The organism is Parabacteroides sp. CAG:2 (assembly GCF_000436315.1).
Classification (GTDB): Bacteria; Bacteroidota; Bacteroidia; order Bacteroidales; family Tannerellaceae; genus Parabacteroides; species Parabacteroides distasonis.
In genome coordinates this window covers 19,484-37,777 of record NZ_FR885297.1, presented here as the reverse complement: position 1 = coordinate 37,777, position 18,294 = coordinate 19,484, and the positions used below count along the sequence as shown (strand labels likewise).

The following is an 18,294-nucleotide window of genomic DNA, read 5'->3' as shown; positions in this document are numbered from 1 at the left end:
ATTCCTCCCGAATCGTTACCGTATATTTTTGATCGATATTATAAGGGGGCATCGATAGCGTTTCGCCGCTCGGAGAGTTCGGGGATCGGCCTTGCGTACACAAAAGAGCTATTGGAGTTACATAAGGCAACCATTCAATGTGAGAGTGAATTGGGGAAAGGTTCTGTTTTTACGGTTGCCTTGCCTATATCGGAAGAGGCTTATCCTGAGGAGTGGTTGGAGTATTCGGAATCTAAAATGGAAGAGGTATCTTTGCGGGAATCAGTTCCATTGGAAGAAACAAACTCGGTCCCGGAGAATCTACGACAAACGCTTTTGTTTGTAGAGGATAATGAGGATCTATGTCGTTATTTGATGAATGCTTTTCAAACGGATTACCGGGTCGTGATAGCGAAAAACGGAAAGGTCGGCTTGGAGAAAGCCTTGGAGATCCTACCGGACGTGATTGTCTCGGATGTAATGATGCCGGTCATGAATGGGATTGAATGTTGCGAGGCTTTGAAAACGGATGAACGGACGGCCCATATACCGGTTATCCTATTGACTGCTTTAGCGGAAGAACGTCAACAATTGGAAGGGTATGGAGCCGGAGCGGATGATTATCTGCCTAAACCGTTCAGTCTTGCTGTCTTAAAAGCGAAGATCAAGAATCTGCTCAAACGTAGTGAGCAACTAAAGTTATATTTCAGGGATCGGTTCGACTTGCGTACTCCGGAGCAAACCATCGCCGATCCGGATAAGGAATTTCTTTCGAAAGTGACAAAGGTCGTTCTGGCTCATTTGCAGGACCCGGAGTTTGATGTAGAGCTTTTCTGTTCCGAGATGGCGATGAGCCGTGCCAGCTTATTTCGGAAATTAAAGTCTACTACCGGTTGCTCCGCTTCCTCATTCACCCGTAATATACGTATAAAGCGTGCCGCCGAGTTATTGGGGCAGCACGCTTATTCGATCGGGGAGGTAGCTGCTCAGGTCGGCTTCTCCGATCCGAACTATTTTACCCGTTGCTTTAAAGAAATTTACGGGATCACTCCGAGTGAGTTTATTCAGACTTCACCGAGTTCACAGGATTCTCATTCGCCGCTTGCCAGTTCCGGAAAGTAACGGTACCGATCGTAACCGAGAGAATGATTAGGAAAGCTACGATGAAGACCCAAAGATGGAGTGGTGTTTTATAAGCGAAATTCTCTAGCCACTGTTGTGTTCCCATCCATGCTATCGGAATCGAGATGATGAAGCAAACGGAGACAATCCGGATATAAGTCTTGTTGAACATCAAAAGAATCTGTCCAGTAGTCGCTCCGTTGATCTTGCGGATACCGATCTCTTTCCGGCGGTATTGCGTCTCAAATAGCACGAGTCCGAATACACCTACGATAGAGATCAAGATCGCCATTATTCCGAATAGGGAGATTAGTTTACCCAGTGTTTGTTCTTTCTGATATAAATTATTTAAGATGGTGTTGTAGAAAGAGATCTCGAAAGGGAAAGTCGGATCGATCTCTTTCAATGTTTCCCGGACGTGGGCGACAGCTTCCTGTAAATTCGTTTTCGAATTGAAGCGGATATAGGATACCAATTTAGGATTGGGTATATCGTTATTCAATGCGAATACGAAAGGCGAGCTTGCGATCCGGCAAGAGTTAAACCGGAAATCCTTGCTGACTCCTAGAACCGTACGATCATTGAAACGATCTCCGGGATGTAAGTGGAAATCCCGCTCTGCCGCCGGATTGATGATATAATCACTTTGTGCCTTGTTTAAATCCTCCCGTGTAAAATCCCTTCCTTCCTCTACTTGGATATCCATGACGGAAAGGAAATTCTCGGAGGCATAGAATACCTTGAAGAATACATCCTTATCTTCATGACGGGCATATTCGAGATCGATCATGTCATCTTCTTTCGATAATTCGTAGACGGAGAAGGCCACATCCTCTATTCCCGGATAATCTTTAAGTTTCTGGATATATTGGGGCTTATGCTTGGCGTAGATCTCCGGTGTCAGGTTCACGATGGCTACTTGGTCTTTATTGAATCCTAGTTGCTCGCTAGAGGTCATGAAATGGTTCTGAAGTCCCATGAATAAGGTGACAATAATCAAGGCGATCGATACCGTGTATTGGAAACCGATCAGGGCGACACGTACTTTTTTCCCTTTGGGACTAAGACCGAAAGAGCCCTTTAGTACCAAGGCCGGCGCATAGGAGGTACTTCGTATAGCTGGATAAAGTCCCGCCAAGCAACCCGTCAAGATAGCGATCAGTGCAGTGAGAAGGATCAGGCCTTTGTATTGACTAAGACGTATATCCGCATCTACCCAATTAGCGATCGGTGTGTAAGACAAATCGTTTACGATGAATAAGGCGAGAATGTAGGATATCAAGCAGATCACGATCGATTCAATCAGTGAGATGGCTTGTAACTTATAGATGGAGCATCCTAATACCCGGTGCGTATTGATCGTTTTCAATCGTAGGGGAATCAACGAGGTTGTGAGATTGGTAAAATTGATTCCGGCGATGAATAAGATGAGGAAAGCGATACCCAGTAACACATAATTTGTCTCCCGGTGACCTTTCGGATTAAAGTCGAAAGTTGTATCATGCGTGTAATAAACATCCTTTAAGGGGGTTAGACGTAATGCGATCTCTTGCGCTGAACCCATTTGGCTTTTAGCGAAATCGAAAGTCTTGTTGAAATGATCCAATACCTCCTCTTTATTTAGGGGATCGTCTAGCGTGACGTATATTTCGTTGGCATACATTTGCCAAGAACTTTTTAATAGATCCAGTTGGTCCATCGGGACGTAAATACGGTTTTGTACCGTAGTATTTCCCGGGAAATCCTTATAGACACCCCCAATAGTAAGTATCGTGGTACTTACAGGTTGCCAGCCACTACTGCCGGACATCCGGATACGTTTACCGATAGCGGATTGTTTGTCGAACAGCCTTTTGGCGACACTCTCCGGAATGAGTACGGAGCCGGGAATGGATAGGCATTCGACGGAACCTTCTTTCATGTGGAAATCAAAGACATCTGAGATATTGGGTAGACAAAGCTGGAAGTTTTCCTTAAAGACTTTCGCTTCTCCTTGATCGTCTACTTCGTCGATTTGGCAATACCGTTCTCCTCCGTAGAATGGATAACGGTAGGAGTAATCCGTGATATGAGCGGATGAGTTAACAAAAGCATCGCTAAACATTAGGCAATGGATGGCGTTATGCTCGAATTCTCCGTGATTTGCCTCTAGCCGGAAGGTTCGGCCTGATTTGCTGTGCATGGCATCGTAATTCATCTCGTAATCCACCTGCATTACTATCAGGAGGAAAGCGGCGAAAGCGATTGTTAAGCCAAAGAGGTTTAACACGACAGCGGTCTTAAACCGCTTGAATAGATAAAGTAAGTTTCGAATCATTAGTTTCATTGTAATAGGTTTTAAATATATTCATTTTTTAGAAAGGAGGCAAATAATGTGCCATCGATGTAACGTTCTGCTAATCATAAGATAATAGAAAAATGCTTAGAAACGATTGTGTGTGCCTTCGCACGGTGCACGTTCGCTTCCGCACGTTATTGGATTTTAATTCGTAAGTTTGCGGATGTTTTACATACAGAAAGATAATTCGGGAATATTAGCATGGAAACTTCAAATAAACTCTGTTATTGGTTCCTTTTTTATAAAGACCAACTGTTGCTTCAGAAAGAGAATGATACGTATACCATCCCCTATGGCGAGAATCCCCCAGTTCCGGTTTCTCATACGCTGGAGGTTGATTACCGGGATGGACTTCCCGCACGTACGGCAGAATTAGATACTCCGGTGGAGGGGAATGACCGTTACGTACATATGGGGTTGCGTGCCTCTTGGGATTATATCTCGAGAGCGTGTTACGAGAAGGCGGGTAAGGCTTATCAATTGCTTTATTGGGATAGCCATAGCCGTTTCTGTCCGGTATGTGGTACTCCTACCGTGCAGACTACGTCGATCACGAAGCAATGTCCTTCTTGCAAACATGAGATTTATCCGACAATCTCAGCAGCGATGATCGTCTTGATCCGTAAGGAGGATTCGATTCTTTTGGTACATGCCCGTAATTTCCGGGGAACTTTCCATGGATTAGTGGCCGGATTCTTAGAAGTTGGCGAGACCTTGGAAGAGTGTGTGCGCAGGGAGGTCCGTGAGGAAACGGGTTTAGAGGTCGATAATATCACTTATTTCGGAAACCAACCTTGGCCTTATCCGAGTGGCTTGATGGTTGGCTTTGTAGCGGATTATGTAAGTGGGGAAATTAAGTTGCAGGATGAGGAACTAAGCTCTGGTGCCTTCTATACCAAAGATAATCTACCGGAGATCCCCCGTAAGTTGAGCTTGGCCCGTAAGCTAATCGATTGGTGGTTGGATCATCAATGAGGAGTCCTTTTTTGCGGCCTCTGCCTGTTGTCTTTCGAATTTCTTTTTTTTAGAGATGACATCCGGGGTAGGGAGGTTGCCGTAGTTTTGCCAAGTTCCGTTGCGTTTTGCGTTGCGTTTATGGACATATGTTTTCCGGCTGGTCATCCTTCCTAGATCGAAGGTAGCTAGTGAGGTACGACCACTGGACGGAGTCCTTTTCAATTCATCTAAGATAGATTGATAGACAGGCAGTATCTTTTTATACGGTGGATTATGTCGCCAGAATACCGATGGCGGTAAATCCTTCAATGCTACTTTTCGGTGTGTCGTATCGTCTTGTTGGATATATTCTGAGAAATCTTTGGTGATAGGGATATTGCTGGGAGCGGCCAGTTGAGGTTTCCCCATCGGTTTTCCCGGTTCCGGGTTGAGGAAAGAACCGCTTTGGATTGCTTTTTGGAATTCAGGGTTCAATTTGATGGAATCTTTGCCTGCTAATACATCCTTTAGCCAGATCGAATCTTGCTCAGTCCATTGCGCATAGCCTAAGTGTATATTTATACAGACGAAAAATCCAATCAATAGTGGTCTCATGAATGCCTGAATTGTTAATTGTGTTCAAAGATAGTCTTCCTTCTTTCTCCTCGTTTTTTCTTTCGCTTAAATAGTCTTACCGTTTACTTAATCTTAACCCTCTTTGCGGACTATTAATTTAACAGTTCATCTGCGCACGGTAATCGTTCGATTACGCACGCTTCTTCCATTGATTTAATACCTACCTTTGAGGCATCACAAACTAGTTCAGCGCTTATGAAAAAGGGAAAACTATTAATTATAGATGATAATGAGGACATCCTTTTTGCCCTTAACTTATTACTGGAGCCCTATATGGAACAAATAAGAGTGGCTACGCAACCGGAGCGCATCGATCATTTCATGCGGACTTTTATCCCGGATATTATCTTGTTGGATATGAATTTCAAACGGGATGCTATTAGTGGTCAGGAGGGTTTCTATTGGCTGGAGAAGATAAAGAAGATAGACCCGGACGTGGTGGTTCTTTTTATGACTGCCTATTCGGATACGGATAAGGCCGTGCGGGCGATTAAGGCGGGAGCTACCGACTTTATCCCGAAACCTTGGGAAAAGGAGAAATTACTCGCTACACTCTCTTCTGCATTGGAACTTCGGGAGAGTAGGGCGGAAGTGCGAAATTTAAAGAAACAAGTTGAGATTCTTAGTTCACCCGAGGATGCTGGCTTCGAGATCATCGGTGAAAGCGAACCGATGCAGGCTATTTTCGCTACGGTCGATAAATTAAAGAATACGGATGCCAATATATTAATCTTGGGGGAGAATGGAACCGGTAAAGATTTAGTTGCCCGCGCCTTATATCATCAATCTCCGCGTTCGGAGAATCTTTTCGTCGGGATCGATGTGGGCTCTATTCCGGAACAACTTTTCGAGAGTGAATTATTTGGCTATGAGAAAGGGGCTTTTACGGATGCCCGTAAGGAAAAGCCGGGACGAATGGAGGTAGCTTCCGGTGGTACCTTGTTCTTGGATGAGATCGGGAACTTAAGCCTTTCCATGCAAGCGAAACTGTTGACCGCTTTGGAAAAACGACAGATAACCCGCTTGGGAGCAACGCAACCCATACCGATTGATATCCGGTTGATCTGCGCAACGAACGTGAATATCCATCATCTTGTGGCAGAAGGTACTTTCCGGCAAGATCTTTTATATCGTATTAATACGATCGAGTTACATATTCCTCCCTTGAGGGAACGAGGAAATGACGTGATCTTATTGGCTGAACATTTCTTGTCGAAGTATGCCCGTAAATATAAGAAAGACTTGAAGGGCATTAACAGGGATGGGAAGAATAAGCTACATAATTATGCTTGGCCCGGTAATGTACGTGAACTGCAACATGCGATTGAACGGGCGGTTATCTTGTCTGAAAGTAATTGGCTAAGGCCGGAAGACTTTATTCTGCGTTCTGTCCCGCTTAGGGATAAGGAACCATCCGATGAGTTAAATTTGACGGTATTGGAGAAAGAAGCGATCGAACGTGCCTTACGTCGTGCCGAGGGGAATATCACTCGTGCCGCCGAGCTTCTAGGGATTACCCGCTTTACCTTGTATCGTAAATTGGAGAAATTTGGCTTATGATACGTTACTTGTTGTTCGCTCGTATTTTGGGGATCGTGGTCTTGTCTTTTACTGCCTCATTCTTAATGCTGAAAGGGTTTTTGTTTATTCCTGCGCTGTTCGGATTTTGTATTCTTGCGCTTTCGGTTTTCTTATATAAGGATCAGCAAAAGACTGTTAAGCGGATGGAATACCTGATAGAGAGTATTCATTACGGGGATCTGAGCCTGTTTTATCCTTCCGATTCAATGACGGAAGACGAAAAGGCTTTGGCCTCTTCTATGAACGCTGCCTTGGAGGCTTTGCGGAGTCGATTGTATAGTTCGGTGGTCGCTGAGGCGGAAACCGAGGCATGGCAGAAACTTATCCGGGTATTGACGCATGAGATCATGAACTCGATCGCTCCGGTAATCTCTTTATCGGAGACGGTAGCCGAGCGTGCGACGATAAATGGCATGAATGAGAAAGACTACGCTATTATGGTACAAGCCATGCAAACGATCCACCGAAGAAGTAAGGGGTTATTGGATTTTGTCGAGAATTATCGGAAATTAACCCGTCTGCCTTTACCTACTTTACGAAACTTCTCGGTTTCGGCTCTCTTTGACGATATCCGGCTTCTATTCCCGGAGAAATCCGATATCCTCTTCTTTCATGTAAAGCCGGAAGACTTGAATTTATATGCGGACCGGATCATGGTGGAACAAGTATTAATTAATCTATTGAAAAATGCGATAGAGGCTTGTGAAGAATCCTTATCCCCTCAAATTATAGTGGAGGCTGTCCAAAAAAACGGTATGGTAATTATTTCGGTGATTGATAATGGTAGCGGAATTGTTCCCGAGGCAATCGACAAAATCTTCGTTCCTTTCTTCACGACTAAATCTAAAGGTTCCGGCATCGGATTAAGTCTTTGCCGGCAGATCATGAACCGTCATAGAGGAAGTATTAGTCTCGACTCTCAAGTAGAGAAGGGTTCCTCTTTCGTTTTGCGTTTTCCGATTGTTACCAAACGGATTCTATAAATAAGTATTAATACATGCGATTAGCTTATCCGGCTTGATCGGTTTAGCGATGTAAGAGGAGAATCCGCTTTGTTTTACCCGTTCCTCATCTTCCGCGAAGGCGAAAGCTGTTACGGCGATGATAGGAATGGACTGGTTCTTTTCCCGAATTACCCGTGTAGCCTCATAGCCGTCTACGATCGGCATTTTTAGGTCCATTAGGATTAAGTCCGGTTGATATTTATTGAATAAATCGATCGCTTGTTCCCCGTTCCATGCGTGTATAAGGTTATAATCTTTCAACATGGCTTGGAATAAAGTATAGTTGCTTTCGTTATCTTCCGCTATTAATAGGGTTGCAGATTTGGATGACTGGCTCTTCTGTACATTCTCGGTCTTTGGTTTCTCATGCGGGACTTCCTGCATCTCTAGTATCGAATAGGGCAACGTAAACCAGAATGTAGAACCTTTTCCTTGCTCTGATTCCACCCCTATATCTCCACCCAGACGCTTGATAATCATCTGGCAAATCGATAATCCCAGCCCCGTTCCTTGCACAAAGCTATTTAACTTAACGAAACGGGTGAAAACTTGACCGATCTTATCCTTGGCGATACCGCATCCCGTATCTTTTACATAGAAATACAACTCATCGTCTCTACGGCGGTAGCCAAACAGGATGCTACCTTGAGTTGTGAACTTGATGGCATTGTTGATAAAGTTGGTAATGACTTGGGAGACCCGGTTACGGTCGGTGCGTAAGATACAATTCGGGATCTTCTCGACAAAGCATACCTGCACACCATCTTGCGCCTTCAAACGGGAAGACTGCTCGATATCGGAGAATAGTTGATTGACATCTACGTCTGAATCCACGAATTCTAGCGTACCCGCCTCTATCTTGGCTAGATCGAGAATATCATTGATCAATTGCAATAGCAGGTCGTTGTTGCTATTAATGATATTGATATATTCCTCTTTATCCTCCATATTCTCGGTTACGGCCAATAATCCGGAGAAACCGACGATCGCATTCAATGGCGTTCGAATCTCATGACTCATATTCGCCAAGAATGCGGATTTCAAACGATCGGACTCTTCCGCTTTCTCTTTCGCTTTCCTCAGTTCGTTCTCCGCCTGTTTTTGTTTTGTCACGTCTTCTTTCTTGAAAATAACCCCGATAAGGTTGTTGTGCTCGTCTAATACAGGGTTCGCCAAAATATGAAGATACTTTCCATCGCCGAACTCATTCGTGATATCGACCTGCTTTTTGGTTTCCATGGCCTTTGCGACCGTGCAACGGGTACAATAAGGCTTTACTCCGTTCTTGACCAAGAAGCAATTAGCCGGACCGAATTCAGGGATACAGTCATGGAACTCTACCTCGTTTCTCCATTTTACGGTATAATCCGGCTTGATGAAATAGATAGAAGCTTGGATATTATTCATGATTAGTATATTATCTTTCTGTAGATCCAATAACTTATCTTTCAGCTTATTGGTCCGGATAAAGAAGATTAATATCATAATCAGGAAAATAAACAATACGGTGATTACGCTTAGCAATATCTCGAACCTGTATTTGGAGAATAGGCTCGGGTCCTCGTTGATAATAGTAGCGTCGTGGGGCAATGACAGTTTGCTGATATCAAAAGCCTTGATCTTTGAAGCGTCGAACACATATCCATTGGGGATGATTTGGGGATGGATATCTTTAGGGGCGATTTTCTTCTCCAATATACTTAAAGCCTCTTTTGCCAAATCGGAACCTATAGGCCTGTATTTGGGACTGAAACCTCCGATGGCCCAGTGCCCTATGCCGACGGATGCCAATGTGAATGTTGGGATTCTGGGATTGGCGGTCATCATGGTATACGTGGCATTTCCAACATAATACCCGTCGTTCACGTCTACACGCCATGTACCGATCAATATCACGGTCTGATCCGGCAGGTTCTTGATTTGCTCAACGATGGTGTAGATATTATTCTTTCTTCCATCCAGTAATATCAAGTTCAGATCCTTGATATTTTCCATTTCCTTTTTTACCAAGGTCTGCATAGCTAAACCACCGTAGGTATTATCGGTGATTAATGCTATATTTTGAGTTTTGGGATATAGCTTACGTATTAACCGGATATTTTCTTTTACGTCATAAGAATACAAGAACCCGCCAAGGTGTAAACCTTTATCTACGTACTCTTGGATATCGATGTATTTCGGCTCCCATTCGGCGACATTTAAATCCGAGTCGGGTAATAAGATCGCATTCTTACTGATCATACCGCATAAAACCGGTATATCAGGCTTGTATTCTTGGGAGATATAAGAAGCCCATGCCTCTTGACCTAAGATAATGATAAGCTGAGGGGTGTTATTTTCCTTATATTTATCCAATATACCTCTCATCTTACCGTCCCATAAGGGGGCTTCCGGGAGGCTCTTACAGTTCATGTTCTCGATAACCACCGGCGAGATACCACCTCCCCGCTTATATTCCTCCATAAACTCGGAAATATTGGCGGTCGTATTACGTGTATCGGGATTGTAGGAGCTAATGATTAAAATAGGGCCTGCATTATCTGTAGCGTATAAGTGGAAAGAAAAGACCAGACTTAACACGATAAAGAGTACGAATCGTATGTAGTTTTTTAATAATGTCATTCTTTACCTACCTATTCATGTGCTTATTTGCGATTAAAGTACTATTTGTTATTAATACAGACCACAAAAATAGGAAAGATTTATGATTAATTGCTGAAATTCAAAATAAAAAGAATCTATTACGCCTAAAATCTATAACTCGATCATCACTCCGATACTTGGGAGAAGCGTTCCTGTAAGACGTTCTATCGGTCTTAATTCGTACCGTTGTTCATATATGGGAGCTTCCGGGTTGATAATTTTACCCGTTTTGATATATACGTCTTGCTCTTTGTATTTGGAATTCAATATGTTTTGGATGTCGATATAGGCTCCAAGCATGATCTTTTTGAAGTAAAATGTTTTATCGATACGGATATCTAACTGCGTGAATGGCTTGAGCCGTTCGCTGTTAAACCGGCTGTAATCATAGTATAGCCCGTTATTAGCGTCCCAAGCTTCTACATAACTACTCTTTTCTACATCGTAAGGCGTATAGGGAGCGCCTCCTACTACCCGGAACTTGGCGCCTACGTCCCAGTTCTTGGGTAAAGAATAAGTCCCGCTAAACGTGAACAGATGCTTATTGTCCCAAGCCGAGGGAAGATAAGTGTCCATATTTCTCCCATCCTTGAATTCGCTTCTTACCAAAGTGTAGGATGCGATGAAAGTAAGCCCTTTATAATTATACCAACGTCCCATGATCTCAAGTCCATAAGCTCGCCCTGTAGCGGTAGACGATACGGCCTCATTTCCCAAGACACCATAGTCTGTACCTTTCGATGCGAGTGGGATACTGTCGAGTATGGACATCGGATAACGATCATAATGTTTATAGAATCCTTCGGTCGTGAATTTCAAGTATGAGGTAGGACGGTATTCCAAGCCTAATCCGGCTTGGTCGCTTCGGATATAGCTTAAATGATTTGTCCGGTTTACATAATTACCTTCATTATCCTTGAATCCCAATGTCGTATAAGGAGGAAGCTCGTAGTAGCGTCCGATATTCGCGTTTATATAAAGCGGATCGGACAAGCGGTAGGATAAGGATAGGCGAGGAGATAACTGATCTAACAAATTATTCATATCCGAGGAATAATTGTTTGCGTCCGCACGAACACCTAAAGAGGCGGTAAACCGCTCGTTATAACTCTCATAAATAGCCGTGGCATAGATACCCCACTTCCATATGCCAAGGTCTGTTTGATATACGATGGTACGGGGGATAGAGGTAAATTGCTTTTGATAGGTGTCATTCGTGTATTGGGCGTATTCGATGTTTCCTCCGACATTCAATTGAATGAATGGTAAGCGGAACGTGTTTTCCGTTCGGAACTTATTCTCAATCTCGTCCGAACGGTAATTTAAGGAGAGATTCTCTACTTGGCTTTCATCATTGTCTTTGTATTTAATATTCTTATTGTTGGTCTGGCTACGGCTGATAATGACCGAGTAGAGATTTTTACCGGCGTAGTGTTTATAAACCGCTCCAAGGGTATACGTTTTTTGTTTTACGACCGGCAAGTAAGAGAGGATATATTGGTTTTTCTCGCTCATGTCTTTCATTCCTGTATTCAGCTTCATATCATCGATCGCCCCTAATCCGAGAACTGTAAGCTCATTCTTGGGGTTGAAGGAGTGCTTAATCTTGAATTGGGCATCCGTGAAAGTAGGTAAGAACGGCAAGCCGATCATATCGAAAAGGAATTGAAGGTAAGAGCGACGAACAGACACTTGGTAAGTGGTCTTTTTTCCTAGCGGTCCATTAGCGGACACACCGATATCTGAGGCTCCTAGGACTCCTCGCAATGAGAATTTCTCCTTATTCCCATCTTGTAGTTTAAAATCCAATACCGAACTTAAAGTGTTCCCTTTGGATGCGGGGAATGCGGCCGAATAAAAGTTGACCTCCCGGATAAAATCGGGATTGATAATACCGACCGGACCTCCGGAGGCTCCTTGGGTAGAGAAATGGTTGATATTCGGTATCTCTACGCCATCCAAAAAGAAACGGTTTTCCGAGGGACCTCCTCCTCTTACCATCAAGTCGTTACGAAACGCTGCCGTGGACGCTACTCCGGGAAAGGTTTGTACTACCCGGGAGATATCCCGGTTTCCTCCCGCGCTTTTCTCTATCTCCTTGAAACCGATTACACGAAGTCCTAGCGGACTTTCGGCGGTTTTACGGAACGGAGAGGCTACTACGCTAACCTCTTGCAGATTCTGGCTGGCTTCCTCTAGCTCGATCGGGAAGAATATATCTTTATTCGCTAGTCTGAATTCGGCGGTAACGAAGGGCTTATATCCCAGAAAGGAGGATTGGAGACGATAGCTTCCGGGTGATATGCCGGATATCTCGAATAATCCGGTGGAATCGGTGACCGCCCCTTGCGTCGTGTTCCATACCACTACGTTAGCGAAAGGTATCGGCTGTCCGCTTGACGCGTCTTTTACAACTCCCTTGATAGAGAAGGAGCGCTGTTGACCGATAGCGGCTTGTATGGTACATAATAAGAATAGTAAGAAGTAAAGATGGCGTCTATCCATATCTTATATCATATTTATAGCGGTAAAGATAAGTATTATTCTGATTCGTATGTATTATCTTTGCATACATATGGAGAAAGAATTACAGATAACGGCGGATGGAAGCCATACACTATATATTCCGGCGATGGATGAACATTATCATTCCGTGAACGGGGCCCTGCAGGAATCAAGACATATATTTATAGAGGCGGGATTGCATGCGCTTGAAAAAGACTTTATCCGAATCGTGGAGATTGGCTTCGGTACAGGGCTGAACGCCTTCTTGACATTGAAGGATGTCGAGCTATCTCAAGCACATCATATTGATTATCATACAGTAGAGTTATACCCGCTTCCTTTAGATACGATTCGTGCCTTGAATTATGGGGAGCTGATCTGGCCGGAGAGAAAAGAGTTATTCTTAGCCTTGCATGAAGCGGAGTGGAATACTCCCGTTTCAATCTCAGAGCGCTTTACACTTCATAAAATAGAAGGAAATAGTAACGCCTGTGAACTACCGGATGATATCGATTTGATCTATTTCGACGCGTTTGCGCCCGAGAAACAACCGGAGATGTGGAATCAGGAAATCTATAATCGTTTGTATGCTCATACCGCACCGGGCGGAGTGATCGTAACCTATTGCGCAAAAGGAGAGGTACGCAGAGGTATGCAAGCGGCTGGTTTTGAGATGAGCCGTCTTCCCGGTCCTCCGGGCAAGCGACATATACTTAGGGGTATTAAAAATTGAGAATTGAAAGTTACAGAGCGTATTCCTCGGTATTTTCAATTCTCAATTCTCAACTTTCAATTATTTAAGCATTGCCTCGATCTTTTCTACGAACTTATCCTTAGCCGTAGCGCCTACTACTTTATCAACCATCTTACCGTCTTTGAAGAAAAGAACGGTAGGGATGTTGCGGATACCGAATTGTCCGACTACATCGTCATTCTCGTCAACGTTCATTTTACCGATCGTCACACGACCTTCGTATTCGGTTGCCAACTCATCAATGATAGGAGATACCATGCGGCAAGGGCCACACCACTCTGCCCAAAAGTCAAGAACCATGGGCTTTCCGGAGTTAACCAACTCCTCGAAATTAGCGTCTGTAATTTGTAGTGCCATTTTGAATTACGTATTATTTAATTATGAATTATAATCTAATGATTGTTATGACGCCAAAAGTACAAATTCTTTCAGCGTCGTACAACTTTAACCATTAATTTTAAAATCGATATTCTCGTTCTCCTGTAAAAAGTCTACCAGCTCACGGGTCACGTTTAAGCGGATATTTTGGGAGAAGAGATTTAGGGAAATATTATGTTCCCCATCGACAACCTTAAAATATAACAGGCTATGGCCCGGATTGTTCTTGATCAATACCGAAAGCTCATTGATAGTCGGCTCGTCCAAATCATGGATCGGGACCGTGATACTGATTTTCTCGATCAGCTTGTCTTTCTCGTCTTGCAAAAGGTTGACGGTACCAATCTTGAAGTCCAGTTTATTGGGGTCCCAGCGGCTAGGCTCTACACGGGCTGTGATCAAGAGATACATCCCTATTTTACCATACTTGCTGTATTCGATATAATCCTGTCCGAAAAGAGGGATCTCGCCACTACCCGTGAAATCCTCGATCTTCAAGATTCCGTAAGGCTTTCCGTTCTTGGTCATTCCTTCCCGGAAACCGGTGACGATACCACCTAATAAAACCTCCCGGCCTTGTAAGGTTTCCCGCTCGTTAAGTTCTACCATGCCGGTATTACATACATACTTTAATATGATACGGTATTCATCCAACGGGTGGGCGGATAGGTAAATACCGACCAACTCCTTCTCTTTATTTAGGCGTTCGAGATCGCTCCAACGCTCGCATTGCGGGATCTCCGGTTTAGCGATGGCGATCAAGGCGTCTCCACCGAATAAAGAGTTGACTGCCGTGCTCTTATCCATCTGGTATTTGTTACCATAGCGAACCAAGGTATCCAAGAACAATTTCCCTTTTCCACTGTCGGTGAAGAACTGCTCACGCTGGATACCGAAGTTATCGAACGCTCCGGCCAAAGCCATGGACTCTATGTTTTTCTTATTGCAAGCGGTCAAGTTCACCCGTTCTACGAAATCGAAGATACTCTTGTACGGGCCGTTCTTCTTGCGTTCCTCTATGATATTTTGTACGGCTGACTCACCTACGCCTTTCACGGCGCCTAGCCCGAAGCGGATGTTCTTGTTCTTATCTACGCTGAACTTCAAGATAGACTCGTTCACGTCCGGTCCCAATACTTGAATACCCATCGCTTTACATTCATCCATGAACTTCGTGATATCCGTGATATTGGATAAGCTTCGGCTCAAGACGGCGGCCATATACTCGGACGGGAAGTTCGCTTTCAAGTAAGCGGTCTGATAAGCCACCCATGAGTAACAAGTAGCGTGACTCTTATTGAATGCGTATGAGGCGAACTTCTCCCAGTCGGACCAGATCTTATTTAAAGTTTCCTCTTTATAGCCGTTGGCTTGACCACCAGCCATAAATTTAGACTTCAAGTGGTTCATCTTCTCGATCAACTTCTTACCCATCGCCTTACGTAAGGCATCACTCTCACCACGCGTGAAGTTAGCGAGCAAACGGGATAGAAGCATGACCTGCTCCTGATAGACCGTAATACCGTACGTATCTTTTAGGTAGCGTTCCATGACGGGAATATCGTACTTGATCTCCTCCTTACCCTGTTTACGGGCGATAAAAGAAGGGATGTAATCCATTGGGCCCGGGCGATACAGGGCGTTCATGGCGATCAAGTCCTCGAATTTAGAAGGTTGCAACTCCTTCAAATACTTTTGCATACCGGCGGACTCGAACTGGAATGTACCGGTTGTCTTTCCGTCGCAATACAATTTATAAGTCTTGGGGTCCTCCAGACTGATATGGTCGATATCCAGATCATGTCCGGTAGTCAGTTTCACGTTCTCGATCGCTTCCTTGATGATGGACAAGGTCTTCAAGCCCAAGAAGTCCATCTTGATCAATCCGGTTTCCTCGATCACGGAACCCTCGTATTGGGTAACCAGCATCTCCTCGCCGGTATCCTTGTCTTTCGCCGTACTGACAGGTACGACATCCGATATATCATAACGTCCGATAATGACACCGCAGGCGTGTACACCCGTGTTACGGACGTTGCCTTCCAGCATCTGGGCGTATTTCAAGGTATCCCGTGCCAGCGGATCATTTCCGTTAGCCGCCTCTTTTAGTTCCGGCACATACTTGATGGCGTCGCCCAATTTGAACTTCTTCATGTCAGGGATCTTATCCGGAACCAATTTGGCTAACCGGTTCGATTCGGATAACGGTAATTTCTGTACCCGGGCGACATCTTTGATAGCGGACTTGGTAGCCATCGTACCATAAGTAATGATATGAGCCACACGCTCGGCACCGTATTTCTCCGTTACCCAGCGTAAGACCTCGCCACGGCCATCATCATCGAAGTCGGTATCGATATCGGGGAGGGAGATACGGTCCGGATTCAAGAAACGCTCGAACAGGAGGTCATATTTGATCGGGTCGATCTTGGTGATCCCTAAGCAATAAGCTACGGCAGATCCGGCGGCCGAACCACGTCCCGGTCCTACGGATACACCGAGTTCCTCACGAGCGGCACGGATGAAATCTTGCACGATCAAGAAGTAGCCGGGGAAACCCATGGTCTTCATGATATGTAACTCGAAGTTCAGACGCTCCTTTACTTCATCGTTCAAGGGGTCTCCGTAAAGCTCCTTGGCTCCGTCGTATGTCAATTTCGCCAAATAGTCGGCTTCCAGCTTGATGCGGTATAGTTTGTCGTATCCACCTAATTTCTTGATTTTGGAGTGCGCCTCTTCCTCGCTTAATACGACATTACCGTTCTCGTCTCGGGTGAATTCCTCAAATAAATCATGCTCTGTCAATTTCTGACGGTAGGACTCCTCGGTACCGAACTCCTCGGGAATGGCGAAAGTCGGCATGATAGGACCGCTGTCGATGGAGTAGAATTCTATTTTGTCGGCTATCTCGAGCGTATTACTCAAAGCTTCGGGGATATCGGCGAAGATGGTGTTCATCTCGGCGGTTGTCTTCATCCATTCTTGCTTGGAGTAGCGCATACGCTTGGGGTCGTCCAAGTCTTTGCCGGTACTAAGGCAGATCAGGCGGTCGTGAGCCTCAGCGTCGTCGGCATTGACGAAATGGACGTCGTTGGTGGCGATTAGCTTGATATTATGTTTGTGAGCAAGTTCGATCAGTACCTTGTTCACCTCTTGTTGATGCGGGAAAATCGTGCAATCAGCGTTAGGGTCGTGTGTCTCGTGCCGTTGCATCTCAAGGTAATAGTCTTCTCCGAATAAGTTTTTGAACCATTTGATAGACTCCTCGGCCTTATCGATTCGTCCGTGCATGATATGCTGTGGAATCTCTCCACCTAAACAGGCGGAGCAGATGATCAGATCCTCGTGGTATTTCTCCAACAACTCTTTGTCGATACGCGGACGTCCGTAGAATCCTTCCGTCCATGAGAGGGATACCATCTTGATCAGGTTCTTGTATCCGTTCTTATTTTTGGCCAGAACGATCAAGTGCCAGCCGCTACGGTCGTCTTGCGAGGCCAGCTTGCTATGCCTTCCGTTGCGAGCGCAATAACATTCGCACCCGATGATCGGCTTGAAGATGGAAGCTTTCGCTTCGGCGATTTGTTTTTGTAGTTCCGTTATCCTTTGTTGTTCCTCATCGGTTGGCGCATCCTTGGCCAGCAGCGGTTTTAGTTCTTTCTCGGAGTCCTTGATGATCCCGAGAGGTTTACTGTTCTTTTTGCTAACCTTATTGAAAAACTCCTTGATACCGAACATAACGCCATGGTCTGTTACGGCGATCGCACGCATTCCGTCTTTGTACGCTTTGTCGATCAACGCGTCGATGGATGCCTGTCCGTCCAGCAAGGAATACTGGGTATGTACGTGTAAATGAATAAACGGTTCCATATATATTAATGTATAGTCTGGTGCATATTGAAATGAGTGCATAAAGGTAGGAAATATTTTTTAGTACGAGAGAGGTTGTTTTGCTTTTAAAAAAACACGTACGTCTTTTTTGAAGGATATAATGAGGTTATAATATGTGTGATTCTATAGAATCTATATGTTATATAAACAGATGTTGTATTGATATTTTGCTTGATATAAGCCGTATATCGTGACAGGAGGTTTTCGTGAGGTGCTCGAACTAGCGGATGGAAGATAGTTATGAATGGCGTTTTTCTGTGTGAAAAGCCGTTTTATACTGTACTTATGCTTGGAAAAAGCGAATCTCAGGGAGTTCTGTTTACAAAGTGTCATTTTGCTAGAACAAGGGAAACTAATATTCCGATCTATCGCAAAAGGTGATCTTACTTTTGTTGATTATTCGATGGTGTATTTACTAATGTACGCATGTACATTAAATAATAGAAGAGAAAAATGATTGATTTAAACGATCGTTTTAATTAGTCATTTGCAAAGGTACGCATTTCTTTGACACTTGCAACCCTTCT

At 44.4% G+C, this 18,294-nt stretch carries 11 protein-coding genes; 5 read left to right on the top strand and 6 right to left on the bottom strand.

Going from position 1 to position 18,294, the window contains the following annotated elements; all coding sequences use genetic code 11:
• Window positions 1-1,101 (top strand): response regulator transcription factor (locus tag QVP94_RS09775; RefSeq protein WP_288213222.1); only part of this gene is annotated, 1,101 nt, incomplete at its 5' end.
• Here QVP94_RS09775 and QVP94_RS09770 read toward each other — a convergent pair.
• On the bottom strand, window positions 1,040-3,427 hold the full coding sequence (locus QVP94_RS09770; protein ID WP_022192491.1) for an ABC transporter permease: 2,388 nt from the start codon (window positions 3,425-3,427) through the stop codon (window positions 1,040-1,042). The two genes, QVP94_RS09775 and QVP94_RS09770, sit on opposite strands and share 62 nt — an antisense overlap.
• Before the next feature lie 213 nt (window positions 3,428-3,640).
• On the opposite strand from QVP94_RS09770, the gene nudC reads away from it, so the two are divergent.
• Window positions 3,641-4,414 (top strand): NAD(+) diphosphatase, encoded by a 774-nt coding sequence (gene nudC / locus QVP94_RS09765; protein WP_005859508.1) that lies wholly within the window; start codon window positions 3,641-3,643, stop codon window positions 4,412-4,414.
• On the opposite strand, the gene QVP94_RS09760 is transcribed toward nudC, so the two are convergent.
• Entirely contained in the window at window positions 4,385-4,990 is a 606-nt protein-coding gene (locus QVP94_RS09760) for a DUF4858 domain-containing protein (RefSeq protein WP_005859506.1), read from the bottom strand. The genes nudC and QVP94_RS09760 overlap by 30 nt on opposite strands.
• A 216-nt stretch (window positions 4,991-5,206) precedes the next feature.
• On the opposite strand from QVP94_RS09760, the gene QVP94_RS09755 reads away from it, so the two are divergent.
• Window positions 5,207-6,571, top strand: a complete 1,365-nt coding sequence (locus QVP94_RS09755) for a sigma-54-dependent transcriptional regulator (RefSeq protein ID WP_005859505.1) — start codon at window positions 5,207-5,209, stop codon at window positions 6,569-6,571.
• On the top strand, window positions 6,568-7,575 hold the full coding sequence (locus tag QVP94_RS09750) for a sensor histidine kinase (protein ID WP_005859503.1): 1,008 nt from the start codon (window positions 6,568-6,570) through the stop codon (window positions 7,573-7,575). Before QVP94_RS09755 ends, QVP94_RS09750 begins: the two co-directional genes overlap by 4 nt.
• Here QVP94_RS09750 and QVP94_RS09745 read toward each other — a convergent pair.
• On the bottom strand, window positions 7,570-10,218 hold the full coding sequence (locus QVP94_RS09745; protein WP_005859501.1) for an ATP-binding protein: 2,649 nt from the start codon (window positions 10,216-10,218) through the stop codon (window positions 7,570-7,572). The two genes, QVP94_RS09750 and QVP94_RS09745, sit on opposite strands and share 6 nt — an antisense overlap.
• A 132-nt stretch (window positions 10,219-10,350) precedes the next feature.
• The gene (locus QVP94_RS09740) at window positions 10,351-12,744 is read right to left on the bottom strand and encodes a TonB-dependent receptor (RefSeq protein WP_005859498.1); all 2,394 of its coding nucleotides are present in this window, start codon (window positions 12,742-12,744) and stop codon (window positions 10,351-10,353) included.
• A 70-nt stretch (window positions 12,745-12,814) separates the two neighbouring features.
• Here QVP94_RS09740 and mnmC2 point away from each other — a divergent pair, with 70 nt between their 5' ends.
• Entirely contained in the window at window positions 12,815-13,477 is a 663-nt protein-coding gene (gene mnmC2, locus QVP94_RS09735; protein ID WP_005859496.1) for a tRNA (5-methylaminomethyl-2-thiouridine)(34)-methyltransferase MnmC2, read from the top strand.
• A gap of 60 nt (window positions 13,478-13,537) precedes the next feature.
• On the opposite strand, the gene trxA is transcribed toward mnmC2, so the two are convergent.
• On the bottom strand, window positions 13,538-13,855 hold the full coding sequence (gene trxA, locus QVP94_RS09730; protein WP_005867529.1) for a thioredoxin: 318 nt from the start codon (window positions 13,853-13,855) through the stop codon (window positions 13,538-13,540).
• Between the two features lie 87 nt (window positions 13,856-13,942).
• Complete coding sequence (dnaE, locus tag QVP94_RS09725; protein ID WP_288213221.1) at window positions 13,943-17,746, bottom strand: DNA polymerase III subunit alpha; 3,804 nt, start codon at window positions 17,744-17,746, stop codon at window positions 13,943-13,945.
• Between the last annotated feature and the right edge of the window lie 548 nt (window positions 17,747-18,294).

Coding starts and splice junctions, on each gene's coding strand:
- mnmC2 (WP_005859496.1), top strand. CDS start 12,815: ATGGAGAAAGAATTACAGATAACGGCGGATGGAAGCCATACACTATAT.
- trxA (WP_005867529.1), bottom strand. CDS start 13,855: ATGGCACTACAAATTACAGACGCTAATTTCGAGGAGTTGGTTAACTCC.
- QVP94_RS09770 (WP_022192491.1), bottom strand. CDS start 3,427: ATGAAACTAATGATTCGAAACTTACTTTATCTATTCAAGCGGTTTAAG.
- QVP94_RS09755 (WP_005859505.1), top strand. CDS start 5,207: ATGAAAAAGGGAAAACTATTAATTATAGATGATAATGAGGACATCCTT.
- QVP94_RS09750 (WP_005859503.1), top strand. CDS start 6,568: ATGATACGTTACTTGTTGTTCGCTCGTATTTTGGGGATCGTGGTCTTG.
- dnaE (WP_288213221.1), bottom strand. CDS start 17,746: ATGGAACCGTTTATTCATTTACACGTACATACCCAGTATTCCTTGCTG.
- QVP94_RS09760 (WP_005859506.1), bottom strand. CDS start 4,990: ATGAGACCACTATTGATTGGATTTTTCGTCTGTATAAATATACACTTA.
- QVP94_RS09745 (WP_005859501.1), bottom strand. CDS start 10,218: ATGACATTATTAAAAAACTACATACGATTCGTACTCTTTATCGTGTTA.
- nudC (WP_005859508.1), top strand. CDS start 3,641: ATGGAAACTTCAAATAAACTCTGTTATTGGTTCCTTTTTTATAAAGAC.
- QVP94_RS09740 (WP_005859498.1), bottom strand. CDS start 12,744: ATGGATAGACGCCATCTTTACTTCTTACTATTCTTATTATGTACCATA.